Origin of the sequence: Polaromonas sp. YR568 (genome assembly GCF_943369675.1) — a bacterium.
Taxonomy (GTDB): Bacteria; Pseudomonadota; Gammaproteobacteria; order Burkholderiales; family Burkholderiaceae_C; genus Polaromonas.
The window spans coordinates 1-13,410 of record NZ_CALROB020000039.1 but is presented as its reverse complement, the minus strand read 5'-3'; the positions used below and the strand labels follow the sequence as shown (position 1 = coordinate 13,410).

Annotated in this window: 13 protein-coding genes and 1 pseudogene; 10 read left to right on the top strand and 4 right to left on the bottom strand. The window is 63.5% G+C overall.

Going from position 1 to position 13,410, the window contains the following annotated elements; translation table 11 throughout:
• Positions 1–170: 170 nt before the first annotated feature.
• From ACLV8F_RS19045 to ACLV8F_RS19015, 7 genes are all read left to right on the top strand, one after another.
• Complete coding sequence (locus ACLV8F_RS19045; RefSeq protein WP_411885770.1) at positions 171–755, top strand: GspH/FimT family pseudopilin; 585 nt, start codon at positions 171–173, stop codon at positions 753–755.
• Positions 746–1,333: a type IV pilus modification protein PilV gene (gene pilV / locus ACLV8F_RS19040; protein ID WP_411885769.1), complete on the top strand. Its 588-nt coding sequence runs from the start codon at positions 746–748 to the stop codon at positions 1,331–1,333. The genes ACLV8F_RS19045 and pilV overlap by 10 nt, the downstream gene beginning before the upstream one ends.
• Positions 1,330–2,241 carry a PilW family protein gene (locus ACLV8F_RS19035; RefSeq protein ID WP_411885768.1) on the top strand — a complete coding sequence of 304 codons (912 nt, stop codon included), beginning with the start codon at positions 1,330–1,332 and terminating at the stop codon, positions 2,239–2,241. The genes pilV and ACLV8F_RS19035 overlap by 4 nt, the downstream gene beginning before the upstream one ends.
• Complete coding sequence (locus ACLV8F_RS19030) at positions 2,238–2,813, top strand: PilX N-terminal domain-containing pilus assembly protein (protein WP_411885767.1); 576 nt, start codon at positions 2,238–2,240, stop codon at positions 2,811–2,813. Before ACLV8F_RS19035 ends, ACLV8F_RS19030 begins: the two co-directional genes overlap by 4 nt.
• A gap of 17 nt (positions 2,814–2,830) precedes the next feature.
• Positions 2,831–6,508 carry a pilus assembly protein gene (locus ACLV8F_RS19025; protein WP_411885809.1) on the top strand — a complete coding sequence of 1,226 codons (3,678 nt, stop codon included), beginning with the start codon at positions 2,831–2,833 and terminating at the stop codon, positions 6,506–6,508.
• A gap of 93 nt (positions 6,509–6,601) precedes the next feature.
• Positions 6,602–7,024 carry a type IV pilin protein gene (locus tag ACLV8F_RS19020; protein ID WP_411885766.1) on the top strand — a complete coding sequence of 141 codons (423 nt, stop codon included), beginning with the start codon at positions 6,602–6,604 and terminating at the stop codon, positions 7,022–7,024.
• Between the two features lie 97 nt (positions 7,025–7,121).
• Positions 7,122–8,402: an MFS transporter gene (locus ACLV8F_RS19015; protein ID WP_411885765.1), complete on the top strand. Its 1,281-nt coding sequence runs from the start codon at positions 7,122–7,124 to the stop codon at positions 8,400–8,402.
• Positions 8,403–8,415: 13 nt separating this feature from the next.
• Here ACLV8F_RS19015 and ACLV8F_RS19010 read toward each other — a convergent pair whose 3' ends face one another.
• The 3 genes from ACLV8F_RS19010 to ACLV8F_RS19000 form a co-directional block, all read right to left on the bottom strand.
• A complete protein-coding gene (locus tag ACLV8F_RS19010) occupies positions 8,416–9,078 on the bottom strand; it encodes an alpha/beta hydrolase (protein ID WP_411885764.1) in 663 nt (220 codons plus the stop codon).
• Between the two features lie 81 nt (positions 9,079–9,159).
• On the bottom strand, positions 9,160–9,906 hold the full coding sequence (locus ACLV8F_RS19005; RefSeq protein ID WP_411885763.1) for an SGNH/GDSL hydrolase family protein: 747 nt from the start codon (positions 9,904–9,906) through the stop codon (positions 9,160–9,162).
• An 18-nt stretch (positions 9,907–9,924) separates the two neighbouring features.
• Entirely contained in the window at positions 9,925–10,341 is a 417-nt protein-coding gene (locus tag ACLV8F_RS19000; protein WP_411885762.1) for a TspO/MBR family protein, read from the bottom strand.
• Between the two features lie 108 nt (positions 10,342–10,449).
• On the opposite strand from ACLV8F_RS19000, the gene ACLV8F_RS18995 reads away from it, so the two are divergent.
• The 3 genes from ACLV8F_RS18995 to ACLV8F_RS18985 all read left to right on the top strand — a co-directional run bounded on the left by ACLV8F_RS18995 (position 10,450) and on the right by ACLV8F_RS18985 (position 13,060).
• Positions 10,450–11,331, top strand: a complete 882-nt coding sequence (locus tag ACLV8F_RS18995) for a PhzF family phenazine biosynthesis protein (protein ID WP_411885761.1) — start codon at positions 10,450–10,452, stop codon at positions 11,329–11,331.
• Between the two features lie 103 nt (positions 11,332–11,434).
• On the top strand, positions 11,435–11,899 hold the full coding sequence (locus ACLV8F_RS18990; protein WP_411885760.1) for a DUF4864 domain-containing protein: 465 nt from the start codon (positions 11,435–11,437) through the stop codon (positions 11,897–11,899).
• A 120-nt stretch (positions 11,900–12,019) separates the two neighbouring features.
• Complete coding sequence (locus ACLV8F_RS18985; RefSeq protein ID WP_411885759.1) at positions 12,020–13,060, top strand: class I SAM-dependent methyltransferase; 1,041 nt, start codon at positions 12,020–12,022, stop codon at positions 13,058–13,060.
• Between the two features lie 10 nt (positions 13,061–13,070).
• Here the strand turns inward: ACLV8F_RS18985 and ACLV8F_RS18980 are convergent.
• Positions 13,071–13,410, bottom strand: a pseudogene (locus ACLV8F_RS18980) (nitric oxide reductase transcription regulator); the annotation flags it as partial.

Below are 13,410 nucleotides of genomic sequence, written 5' to 3'. Positions count from 1 at the left end.
GCAAGCGTGGCTGCCTCAAGTACGGTCCAAGTGTTCAAAAAACACTCGATAAACCAGCCATGAATATGCAACATCAGGCAGCCATCGCGACTCCTGCAGCAAGTAGGCCAGACGCCCCGAACAGCCGGCACGTCACGCCCTTACCAGGCGCCGCCCGCACCATTCACCGCATGCCACCGCGCGGATTCACGCTCATCGAACTCCTGGTGGTCATGGCCATCATCGCGATTTTTGCCAGCTTCGCGATTCCCTCCTTCCGCGGCCTGATCGCCAGCGCTTCCGTATCCAGCGCCGTCAATGCCTTTATCGCCGACACCCGTTATGCGCGCGGCGAAGCCATGCGGCGCGGGAAGAGCGTCACGATTTGCAGAAGCGCCAATGCAGCGGCAACGGCACCAGCCTGTTCCAGCGGCGACGGCAAGGCCGTAGGCGGCTGGATGGAAGGCTGGGTCGTTTTTGTGGACGACAACGACGACAACTCGTTCGACACAGGCGAAACCGTGCTTCGCATTCAGGAGCCTCTCACAGGGCTCAGCGATTTCCTGGCGGTCGGCAAAACATCCGTTCCCCCGGCTCCGGTCAACAGCCGCAATTACATCGCCTACGACGCCACGGGCCGCGCGGTAGGCCTGGCAGGCCGGTGGTTGGTGCATGCGTCGGGCACCTTGAGCACCGACCACACTTACACCCGGACCTTGTGCATGAACTTTGTGGGGCGCGTCCGCACGCAGCCAGGCGAGGTCATATGCCCTTGAACCCAGAACCTCTGCCTTCGGAGTCGCGCCACGCGCAGCGCGGCGCCTCCCTGCTCGAAGTGCTGGTCGCCATGCTACTTCTATCGTTCGGCATGCTGGCGCTGGCCGGCATGCAGGCCTATTCGGTCGCGGCGCAAAAAAACGCGGCCAACCGCGCTATTGCCAGCGCCCTGGCCGGTGAACTCGCGGAACTCATCAGGCTCAACCCCGACGGCCTCGCAACAAAAAAATATGACGGAATCAACATACTTCCCAATGCCGTCCTGCCCGTCATCACGAGCGCACTGTGCACGTTCCCCAATTGCACAACGGATTCCCTGGCTGCCAGGGACATCGCGACCTTCCGCAGCCGTGTACGCGAAGCACTGCCCGGGGGCGGCGTCGAACTGGTCCGCCCCGCAGGCAGCACAACACAGGCAGACATCTGGATTCTCTGGGAAGAGGCCGCGGTTTTTGACAACACCCGAACGGCGGGCGGCACCACCCAGTCGGCGGAACTCCAGTCCGACAACTGCCCCGCCGATGCCAAGGCATTGACCCCGCTGCCCCGCTGCTTTTACATGAGGGTGCAGTTATGAAGGCGGCCTCCAGGAACAATCCACGGCAGCAGGCCGGTGTCGGCCTGATTGAGCTGCTGATCTCCATGATGCTGGGGCTGGTCATCATCAGCGCGCTGGTGATCATGTATGTGGGCGGGGGCCAGGCCCTGCGCAACGTCCAGGCGCAGGGCCAGATGAACGAAGACGCCCAGATCGCGCTGTCCGTCATTACCCACGAACTGCGCCAGGCCGGCTACAACCCGCGGCGAGACGCCGCCGGCTCGAAAAATGACCTCGGCCAAGGCAACTGGAGCTTGCGCGCTTGCGATACAGGCTTCACCACTACAACGGTTAATCAACCCAGCGTCAGCGGCCTCGTGTGCAATGCCAGCGGCGGCAGCTTTGCGCTGGCCGTGGTCTATGAGGGCGACCTCAGCAGCGGCAAGAAGACGACTGCCGGCCTGCCCATGGACTGCATAGGAAACGGCGTGGCCGTGGTCCCCCTGAGCAATTTCTACGTCATGCAGGCTCGCCTTTATGTGGAGAACAATGCGCTGATGTGCCGAGGCAGCGGCAGCCTGACGGGAACTCAAGCCCTCGCCGAAAACATAGAAAGCATGACGGCGACCTTTGCGGTCGCCGATCCGGCGGTCGCCAATAACCTGGGCGCCAAAGGCTATCTCTCGGCCTCTGAAATCAACAACGTTGCGACACCCGGCCTGGCGGCGCTGACCCTGCCCGAAGATCGCTGGAACAAGGTGGTCGCCGCGCAGATCTGCATCGTGGTCATCAGTGAAAACATCGTGCTGTCGGACCTGGGCAGCTCAAGCGCAAAACCCGGCTACCAGGACTGTGGTGGCGTCAAGGTCACCATCACCGACGGCAAGTTGCGCCGCGCCTACCGCAGCACGGTGCTGCTGCGCAACCACGGCGTGGGCTATTCATGACACGTCTGAATCCAACTCCCTTCGTGAAGCGCCGGGCGCAACAAGGCGTCGTGCTGGTCATTGCGCTCATCATGCTGGCGCTGCTCTCCATCCTGGCCACCATGTCGATACGCGGCGCCTCGTCCACCGAGCAGGTTGCCAACCAGAGCCGACTGAAGGAGCTTGCCCAGCAAACCGCGGAAGCCGCGCTGTATTTTTGCGAACAGCAGGTGCGGATCAATGCGGTCGACGCCACCAAAGGCATCGTTCCCGACGATGCGCCTGTCGGTACGGGTACTCCGTATATGTGGGAAAACATGGCCACTTGGGACGCCGTATCGCCCCCGCCCAGCCTCAACACGGTTCCCGTCTCGGCGGCCGGGGACACAGGCAGCGCGGTCTATTTCGCCCGCGCGCCTGAGTGCATGTCGCAATACATGAGTCTCGACAAAAAGGTCTTCGTGACCACGGCGCGTGGATTCGGGCCCGATGTCAGCGCAAAACTTCCCAAGACTCCCACAACCCCCGCTAGCGCTTCAAATGCACCGAAAGGCACCGAAATATGGCTTCAATCTGTCGTCACCATGGAATGACTTTTCGCTTGAACTCCGTGCCGGCTCTTTTGTGCCGAATGCTTGCGGGCTGCGCCACCGCATTTCTTGCAACGAATTACACGCTGGCCGAAGTGGCGCAGGAACCGCTGCTGAGCAAGACCATCAATGTCAAACCCAATATTGCGCTATTGCTCGATACCTCCGGCTCCATGGGCCGTGACTGCGTGTACGCGCCACCTCTGGCCCGCGCCATGGACAGAGAGAACGTTGACAACTTTCCGTGCATTCTTTTCCCCAATCTCACGTATACATCTCCGCTCAGCAAACCTTTTGAAGCCGCATTTCTGCAATCCCCGTTCAACAATCCTCTGTACTACGATCCCAGGAAAACCTACACGCCGGGATACAAAAAGGGGAAACCCGTAACGTCGAAAGACGTGCCAGTTGATGCCACCTCCGTTGTGACGCTTTATCAACCAAAGGATGAAGCAACAAAAAAACTGCTCGAATCCGAAGACCCAAACAAACTCCCCACCATTCTCCAGTTCCAGACCGAATCCAATTATTCCCGCCGCGAAATCACTACGGTGCCGTTCTCAAAGAACCCGTTTGGCCCGCACAACGGCAAGCGCCGCGATTGCGCTGGCGACACCTGCACATACGAGGAAGAACGCCGCAACATTGCGAACTGGCGTGCCGCCCACCGATTCCGGCTCTTCGCGGCCAAAAACGGCTTGTCGGCGGCCTTCGCGCGCCAGGCTGACAATTTCCGTTTGACCTATACGACCATTTACCAATCTCTTTTAAGTCCGCTGACTCCCCGGATGAAAGACTTTGGCTTGGCGAAAAAAGATTTTTTTGAGTGGCTGGACGCCCTTCCGAACGACGGAGCCACCCCGCTACGCTCGTCGCTGAAGAACGCTGGAACCTATTTTTTGGACATAGACAAAAGCAAAACGGGGCCGTGGGCAAGCACGCCATGGCTCACCTCCACAGAGGACCCCAAAAATCACCTGTCCTGCCGACGCTCCCACACCATCTTGATCACGGATGGCTACTGGACAGATACAGACCCGGCTAACGGCGACTCTGATAGCGTCCCGGGGCCGGTCTACACCCATGCGCGAGACGCGACCATCACTTACCAGTACAAACCCGGCGACAAGCATCCGCTAAGTTTGGGTAAATCAGACAACAAGGACGGCACCAGCGGCGCCACATGCAGCCCCGGCCCTGGCGTCTATTGCGCCAAAGACACCCTTGCGGACATCGCCTTCTTATACTGGGCCGCCGACCTTCGGCCCGACCTGGCCAACGACGCGAGCAAAGGCGGCCAGAATGATCCGCCGTTCTGGCAAAACATGACCACCCACGCCGTCAGCTTCGGCGCACAGGGCTCACTGTCTGATGCGGATACCGAGGCGGCCAAAAAAGGTGAACGGGATTGGCCCGCTCCCAGCTTCAACACGCGTTCGACGATTGACGACCTGCGCCATGCGGCCCACAACGGCGGCGGCAAGTTTTTGATGGTCACGGATGCCGCCCAATTCAGCAAAGACCTTGGCGACATCATCGGTCAAATCGCCGGCCAGCGGCTCTCCGAATCCGGGGTGGCGGCATTGGGTACTGCGCTCGATACAAACGCCGGAAAGTTTGTACCGTCCTATAACAACGGCAACTGGTGGGGCAACCTGCAGAAAGTAAAGCCTGGCGGACCGGACGGCGGGAAGGACGTTGTCGAATGGCAGGTGATTAAAACCGATGCCGGCGGCCAACCCACCGGTGAAACCACCCTGCCCTCGCCTGCGGCGCGCAAGATTTTTGTGTGGGTGGATGCGGGCAAGCAGGCGATTGAGTTCATTTACGCCAACATCAACCTGCCTGGCAACAAGCTGAAAGGCGGCAACGACAAGCTGCAGATGAGCAACGCGGTAGACGCCGACCTTGTGAACTTCCTGCGCGGAGACCGGGCCCAAGAAGGCTCGGTTTTTAGAAGTCGCGCGGCAGTGCTGGGCGACATCGTCAATTCAACACCGGTGTTCATCAAAAACAACACCAACCCGAAGTATGAAATGCTTCCGGGTGGCACACCGGGGCTCGACCTCTACGCAAGCTATATGAAAGACAAGCGCGACCGCAGCGAAGGCGTGCTATTTGTGGGGGCCAACGACGGCATGCTGCATGCGTTCGCCGGAGGAAGTGACACCACGACGGGCGGCCGTGAACTGTTTGCTTATGTTCCCCGCTCGGTACTGGGGAAAATGGAGTCGCTGGCCAGCATCACCTACGCCCACACCTACCTGGTGGATGGCCCTTTGAATGAGGTCGATGCCTATGTGGCCGCAGGCCCCACCCCCGGATGGAAAAACCTGGTGGTGGGTACGACCGGCGCGGGCGCCAAAGCAGTCTTTGCCCTGGACGTTACAAAGCCACTGACAATGGATGGCAAGTCGGTATTGTGGGAAATCAACCCCGACCCGGCATTCCCGGTGCTACCCGGAAACGGGGCGAACTCGTTCCAGGAACTGGGCCATGTGTTGAGCGCCGTGCAAAGCGGCATCACCCAAAGCGGCAACTGGGTCACCATCTTCGGCAACGGTTATGACAGCAAGTCCGGCCAGGCCAGCCTGTTCATTGTCGAAACAGGCTCCGGCAAACTTTTAAAAGAAATCAAAACGGATAACACCTCGGGAAATGGCCTCGGCGGCGTTCGCCTGGTGCTCAACAGCATGCGGCAAATCATAGGAGCCTATGCGGGCGACCTTCAGGGTCGGCTGTGGAAGTTCGACCTCAGCGGCGCAACGCCCGACAAATGGGCGCTGGGTTATGGTGGCCGCGCAATGTTCACCGCACAGAACGAAGGTAAGGCCTTGCCGATCACGGCACAACCGGCGGTGGTGGAACGAAGCGACCAACCCAACTACAGGCCAAGCTACCTGGTGACCGTGGGGACGGGCAAGCTGTTCGAAACAGGCGATTTGGCAAGCACCACGCCGGTTCAGGCCGTCTATGGCCTGTGGGACACAGAGCTTTTCGGAGCCTCTGGCGGCAAAACCATCACGGATGATCAACTCGAGGGCATCAGGCTCGTACCAGTCACCAAAGATATTGTCGCAACCGCCGGCAGCACCCTGACCGGGGGCCCCACAACCTTCTACACGCTGGAATTTATCAATTCGTCCGTCACCAGCATTGACTGGATCCAGAAGCGCGGCTGGAAAATGAATATGAATGTTTTCCCCGGCCAGCGAAACGTCTCTCCGCTTCAAGCAATCGGCGAGGTTGTCCAGATCAACCCGATCACCCCCCCAGCCAGTGGAGAAAGCTGTCAGGCGTCATCAAGCACGTCCATCAGCATCTTTGTCAACCCACTGACAGGCGCCTGCCGCCGTGGCGGGACGCTGGACACGAATGCGGACGGAAACATCGATAACAGCGATGCGAATGTGTGCGCCCTGACCGCAGCTGCCGATGGCAGCGACGTCTTCTTTACCATTCCGAACGAGGATGGCATCGTGCGTGTCGACAATGCGTTTGGTCACGGAAAGGTTCGCATCTTCGACAAAAAACAACAAACCTGCAGCGACCCAACTTACGCCGCGGCCAATACCGATAAGTGCTCAAAACAAAACCTGGACTGCAAGGATCCTGTCTTCAGGCAAAAAAATCCTGCACTCTGCCCGGCCTCCATCATCAACCGATCCTGGCGCCAGATCTTCCCTCGCGCCAACTGACCCGGCACGCCCCGACGCTGCGAAAGTTCACTCATGTCGCCCACACCCCCAACCACACCCCGCGCTGGCGCGGGCTTCACACTCATCGAACTCATGATCGTGGTCGCCATCATCGGCATACTCGCAGCGATCGCGCTGCCGGCCTATTCCACTTACGTTGCGCGCGGGCACCGCGCCGCTGCGCGCGCGCAGATCTTGCAGGCCGCGCAGTACATGCAGCGCTTCTACTCGGCCAACGACCGCTATAACCAAGACCGTAATGGCGCCTCGGTCTGGTCGGTCATGCCGCCGGGATTGCTGCGCTCTCCAGCCGAGGGGACGCAGTTGTATGAATTGGTGACCAGCGGCACCAACCCCAGCACGGCTACAACAAGCACCTTCGAACTGATCATGGCTCCCCTGGCAGGCCAGGCCATGGAAGGGGACAAGTGCGGCGGCTTCACGATCACGCAGGCAGGCGCGAAGGGCCTGACCGGCCAGGCGAGCAATGCACCGCTCGCGGAGTGTTGGCGTTAGGCCGCAAGATTTCTTTTTTTGATAGCGGCCGACGCCTGAGCAGAGAGGCCGACGGAGGCGGCTGCAACGCCTGGCGTACTGGTGTACGCTAGCGCCGATGAGCCCCCTCCCCTACCCCACAACCAATAGATCCCAGGACCCCTCGTCACTCGTCGATTCGCGCTATGCCGTGATGCGCCTCATGGTCACGCTGGCCCTCATGACGGTGGGCGCCTGCGGCATGTATGTGGTGGCCGTGGTGCTGCCGGCGGTGCAAGCCGAGTTCGGCGTTTCGCGGGCCGATGCGTCCATTCCCTACACCTTCCTGATGATCGGCTTCGGCGTGGGCGGGATCATGATGGGCCGGCTGGCCGACCGCTTCGGGGTGATGGTGCCGCTGCTCATAGGCGCAGTCGGCCTGGGCCTGGGTTTCGCGCTTGCCGCCATGGCCAGCAATGTGTGGATGTTCTCGCTGGCGCACGGGCTGCTGATCGGTTTCCTCGGTTCTGCCGCCACCTTCGCGCCGCTGCTGGCCGACACTTCCTTGTGGTTCATGCGCCGGCGCGGCTTCGCGGTGGCGGTGTGCGCCAGCGGCAACTACCTGGGCGGCGCGATCTGGCCGCCCATCGTGCAGCACTTTGTCGAGGCCGTGGGCTGGCGGCAGACTTACCTGGGCCTGGGCCTCTTCAGTTTTGTGGCGATGACGGCGCTGGCGCTGTTGATGCGCAAGCGCCCGCCGGTGGCTGTTGCTTCCACGGTGGGCAGTAGCGGCGTAGCCGCCACGGCCAGCAACCGGCCTTTCGGCCTGACGCCCGGCGCGGCGCAGACATTGCTGTGCGTGGCGAGCGTCGCCTGCTGCGTGGCCATGGCCATGCCGCAGGTGCACATCGTGTCTTACTGCACCGACCTGGGTTACGGCGCGGCGCGCGGCGCCGAAATGCTGTCGCTGATGCTGGCTTGCGGCGTGGTGAGCCGCCTGGTGTCGGGCGTTATTTGCGACCGCATAGGCGGGCTGCGCACGCTGATGCTGGGCTCGGTGCTGCAAGGCATCGCGCTGCTGCTGTTCCTGCCCTTTGACGGGCTGGTGTCGCTCTACGTGATTGCAGCGCTGTTCGGCCTGTTCCAGGGCGGCCTGGTGCCGGCTTACGCCATCATCGTGCGCGAATACTTCGAGCCCGCCGAGGCCGGCGCGCGCGTGGGTACGGTGATCATGGCGAGCCTGCTGGGCATGGCGCTGGGCGGCTGGATGTCAGGCAAGGTGTTCGACCTGACGGGCTCCTACCACGCGGCTTTCCTCAACGGCGTGGCCTGGAACCTGCTGAACTTCAGCATCGCGTTCTTCCTGCTGTGGCGCGTGCGGCGCATGGCGCGGGATGCGCGAAGCGCGCAACCGGCCTGAACGCTCTCCCGCCTTACGCCAGGACCTTCAACAGCCACTTCTCCAGGTCGACGATTTCCTGCGGGCACACCGAGTGCTCCATGGCGTACTCATGCCACTCCACCGGGTAGCCCATGGCCGTGAGCGCATCGCGCGTGGCGGTGGCGCGCGGCAGCACGACCACGCCGTCGCGCGTGCCGTGGGCCAGGAAGATGGGCACGTCCTGATTGGCGGCGCTGCGCTCGGCGGCGGTCTTGTCGGCCAGCGGCAGGTAGCCTGAGAGCCCGGCGATGCCGGCCAGGCGCTCGCCGTGGCGCAGGCCGGTCATCAGCGCCATCGCGCAGCCCTGCGAGAAGCCCGCGATAACGATGCGATGGGCGGGAATGCCGCGTGATATTTCGTGCGCGATCAGCGCATCGATGTCGGCCTGCGACTTGCGCAGCCCGGCCTCGTCCTGCCGGCTCACCAGGTCGGCGCCCAGCAGGTCGTACCAGGCCGGCATGACATAACCGCCGTTGATGGTGACGGGAATCGACGGCGCGCTCGGGAACAGGTAGCGCACCGGTCCCACGCTGGAAAGGTCGAGCTGCTCGGCGATCGGCACGAAGTCGCGTCCGTCCGCCCCCAGGCCGTGCATGATGAGGATGGTGGCGGTGGGGTTGTCGCCCGTCTGGGCTTCAAGGACTTCTAGGGACATGCGTGGACCTGATGACGATGGATTGAAAGAGGGAAGTGACCCGGGATTCTAGGCCGCCCGGGGAGCGGGGGTGCTCTGGCCCTAGCGGCGCAAGGCGGACAAGCGCCCTGACAGATCCGCCTGCGCATTGAGTTCGTCGTACCAGAGCCGGTAACCCGCATCGCTGGGGTGCAGCCCGTCTTTGGCATTGAGCTCGTCGGGCCGCTGTGCGAAGGGGTCCTCGGCCTTGTCCTTGTAGAGGTTCACGTACAGGGCGCTGTTGTCCTTCGCCGCCTCGCGCACAAAGCCGTGCAGGACCTGCGAGCGTTTTGTCATCAGCCAAGACACCGGCGCGAAGAAAAACGGCGCACTGCCCACATTGCCGCTGGGCATGATCACCACCAGGTTGGCGTGGGTGCGCGCCAGCGCGGCGGTGTGCGCGACGTCCTGCTCCAGCACCGGGTAGCGCGTGAGCCGGATCACGTCGTTGCCGCCGCCCAGAACCAGGATGGCGTCAAAGCGCTGCTCACCCACGGCTTCAAGCTGGCGGGCGATGTCGGAGAACTTGGCGCCGTCTTTGGCGCGGTTGATGATTTTCAAACGCGGGTGGTCCCTCGCAATAAGCCCGGCCACGCTGTGCGCGGGTGAGGACGCGCCCGTGCCGACGGCGGTGCTGTCGCCCACCACCAGCAGGGTGGCCACGGCGTTTGCGGGCGAGGCCTCGAACGGCTCGCTCTGCCGGGCCAGTTCCGCCGACTGCCGGATTCGCCACGCGGCGCAACCGGAGGTCGCGAGTACAGCCGCGGCAGCGAGCAGCGATACGGCCAGCAGCATGGGAGGTCGACGCATGGTGATCTACCCGCCCTGCTACCGGTTCAGCCAGGTGATGCTGAGCTGCAGCACGGTGGCAAACGCGACCCACAGCAGATAGGGAATATTCGCCAGCGCCACCCAGCGCGCGCGGGGCCAGACAGCCAGCAAGGCCCAGACCAGTGTGCCCAGCACCAGCAGGATGTCGATGCTGGCCAGCGCATTGTTCTTCAGGCCGAACTGGATGGGCGTGTAGGCCAGGTTGAACACCAGGTTCAGGACAAAGGGCAGCAGGACGGAAAAGGGGTAACGGCGCTTGAGGGCCTGCAGCAGCACATAGCCGAAGCTGACGGCGATCACGAGGTAAAGCACCGTCCACACCGGCGCAAAGACCGACGCCGGCGGGGCAAAAAAAGGCTTGACGAGTTGCGCGTACCAGGCGGCGCTGCCGGTGCTGTCCATGGGGTCGATCATTCCGGAAAGTGGATTTATTTTTACCACCGGTTGCGCATCCCGCGCGGCCTGAAGCGCCGATACGCGGGTAGGACGCCGCCGCGATAATCTCCGGCAGGAGCCCACTTCATGACAAGCAGCCCTTCTTCATCCGGACTTGCGTATTACCAGGTCGACGTCTTCACCCACGAAGCGTTGGCCGGAAACGGCCTGTCGGTTTTCCTGCCCGAAAGCCCGCTGCCGGCGCGCCTGATGCAGCGCCTGGCGGTGGAGATGCGGCAGTTCGAAAGCATTTTCCTGACACCCGCCGGCCCCGGCAATCGCTATGAAGCGCGCATCTTCACGATGGAGGAAGAACTCGATTTCGCCGGCCACCCGCTGCTGGGCGCGGCGGGCCTGCTGCACCACCTGCATGCCGCGAAGCAGCCCGATGCCGACTGGACCTTGATGCTGGGCACGCGCGCGGTGGCGCTGGGCACCTCCCGCCTGGAAGGCTCACCCGCCACGTATGACGCCCGCATGAACCAGGGCCAGGCCACGTTAAAACCGCCGCTGGGCCGTGCCGAGAGCCAACCCTTTCTGGCCGCGCTCAACCTGGATGCGGCGCAACTGGACATCCGCTTTCCGCTGCAGGTGGTGTCGACCGGCCTGCCCTACCTGCTGGTGCCGGCCGCGGGCGGCCTGGACCGCGCGCGCATCGTGCACCCGGCTTTCGAGGCGCTGCTGGCCACCGTGGGCGCCAGGTTCGCCTATGTGCTGGACGTCGCGGCGCGCGAAGGCCGCACCTGGGACAACGCCGGGCTGGTGGAAGACATCGCCACCGGCAGCGCCGCCGGGCCTGTGGGCGCCTACCTGTTGCAGCATGGCGCGGCCGCCGCCGGCGACGTCATCACGCTGAAGCAGGGCCGCTTTGTCGGCCGCCCCAGCAAGATCACCGTGCAGGCCAATGCGGCGGGCGAGACCATGGTCAGCGGCGGCGTCGTGATGCTCGCGCGCGGCCAGTTCCTGTAGCCCAAGGCAACATCCACCGCGCCGCCGGCTGCGTACTTCCAGGCCAGGGCAAGCTGCGGCATGATGGCCATGCCGGCCCACGACAACACCTCAGGAGGACACCATGAACCCACGCGCGCACCCTGTCTCCACGCATCTGCGCAGGCTCTTCGCCGCGGCAGCCGCAATGCTCGCACTGCTGATGGCGGCCGCCCCGGCGCAGGCCGCGCCCTTCACCGCGTCGGACGAAAAAAGCGTGCGCGGCGTGATTGAGCACCAGCTGGCCGCGTTCGCCAAAGACGACGCGGCGAAAGCGTTTTCATTCGCCGCGCCCAATGTGCGCGAAGCCGTGGGCAACGCAGCCGGCTTTATGGCGATGGTGCGCAAGGACTACCCGGTGGTGTACCGGCCGGGCTCGGTGGCGTTTTTAAAAGCCGAAGGCAAGGACGACCGGGCCATCCAGCGCGTGCAAATGACGGATGCCGGCGGCGCGTCCTGGCTGGCGGTCTACAGCCTGGAGCGGCAACGCAACAAAGCGTGGCGCATCACGGGCTGCGCGGTGGTGGAAAACAAGGGGCGCATGGCCTGAGGCGCGGGTAAGCGGGGCGGCATCAACGATACGTGGCTTACACAGGGTTACCCCAGGCGAGCCCTTAGGGGACTAAGGTGTTTGTGTACTGCCGCACCCGCGGCGTCCAGGACCCACGCCATGAACATGCCAGCCCGATCCTTTGAATTCCCGCGCCTGCCCGAGGCGCTCGTGCCCAGCGCGAAGAAGCCCGCGCCCGCGCGGCCCGTGCAGCGGCCCCACAGCCCGCTGGCGCAAGAGTCGGCCATGAAAGTGCGCACACAGTGCCCCGCCTGCCTGGGCGCTTCGCTGTCCGTGCTATATGAAGAGCCCTACCGCGGCGCGGGCCTGCAGGCCTACCTGACACGCCACTACGAAGGCCACGCCACCGATGCCGCCGACGCGGGCACCTACGCGCTCGCCCGCTGCGAGGGCTGCGGCCTGGTGTTCCAGCAACAGGTGCCGGGCGATGCCCTGCTGGGCGAAATCTACAACGGCTGGGTGCCCGGCACGGACCTGGAACGCGAGCACCGCGACTACAGCCTGGACGAGTACCGCTACCTGGCCGAGCAGGTGCAGTTCATCATCCAGCACTTCGGGCTGCCGCCGGGCGAACTCGACATCCTGGACTTCGGCTTCGGCTGGGCGCACTGGTCGCGCATGGCCATGGCCTACGGCTGCAACGTCTGGGGTGTGGAGCTGTCCGAGGAGCGCGCGCAGCACGGGAAATCCGTGGGCCTGCGTGTCGTCGGCCTGGCCGACCTTCCGGCCAGGCGCTTTCGTTTCATCAATACCGAGCAGGTCTTTGAGCACCTGACCGAGCCCCGCGCCGTGCTGGCGCAATTGCGCGACGCGCTGTCCTGCGACGGCGTCATCAAGATCAGCGTGCCCGATGCGGCGGCTTCACTGAAAAAAATCGGGCAGGCCGGAGATTTCGGCGCGCTGTCGGCCCAGCAGCAGATGCCCATCGCGCCGCTGGAGCACATCAATTCCTTCAGCCACGATTCGCTGATCGCCTTCGGCAAGGAGTTTGGCCTGAAGCCGCTGCACCCGAGCTTCTACCGGCTCTACAACAGCGCCTCCGGGCTGCTGCAATTGAAGAACCTGGCGCGGGCGCTGGCCCGCCCGGTGTACCGGCACATCTTTCCGCGCAGCACTTTTGTCTATTTCGTGCGCGCCTGAAATCCGCCGTTCAAGGCTCGCGCAGGCCCAGGCGCCTGGCCAGGCGCACCAGGTTGGCGCGGTGCAAGCCGAGTTCGCGCGCGGCCGACGCCCAGTTGTTGCGGTGCCGCGCCAGGCTGGCGGTTATGCGCAGGCGCTGGTGGGCTTCGATGGAGCTGCGCAGGTCGGTACCGGTATTGGCCTCGGGCATGGCGGCGTCCGGGCTTTCAGGCTGCGCGGCGTTCACGGGCGCGGTCCCGCCCGCCAGGTCAAGGTGTGCGGTGGTCAGGCTCACGATGCGCGGCCGCCTGGCGAGACCTGTGAGCGCCTTGAGCGCGCTGCGGCCTATCAGGTGCTCGAGCTCGCGCACA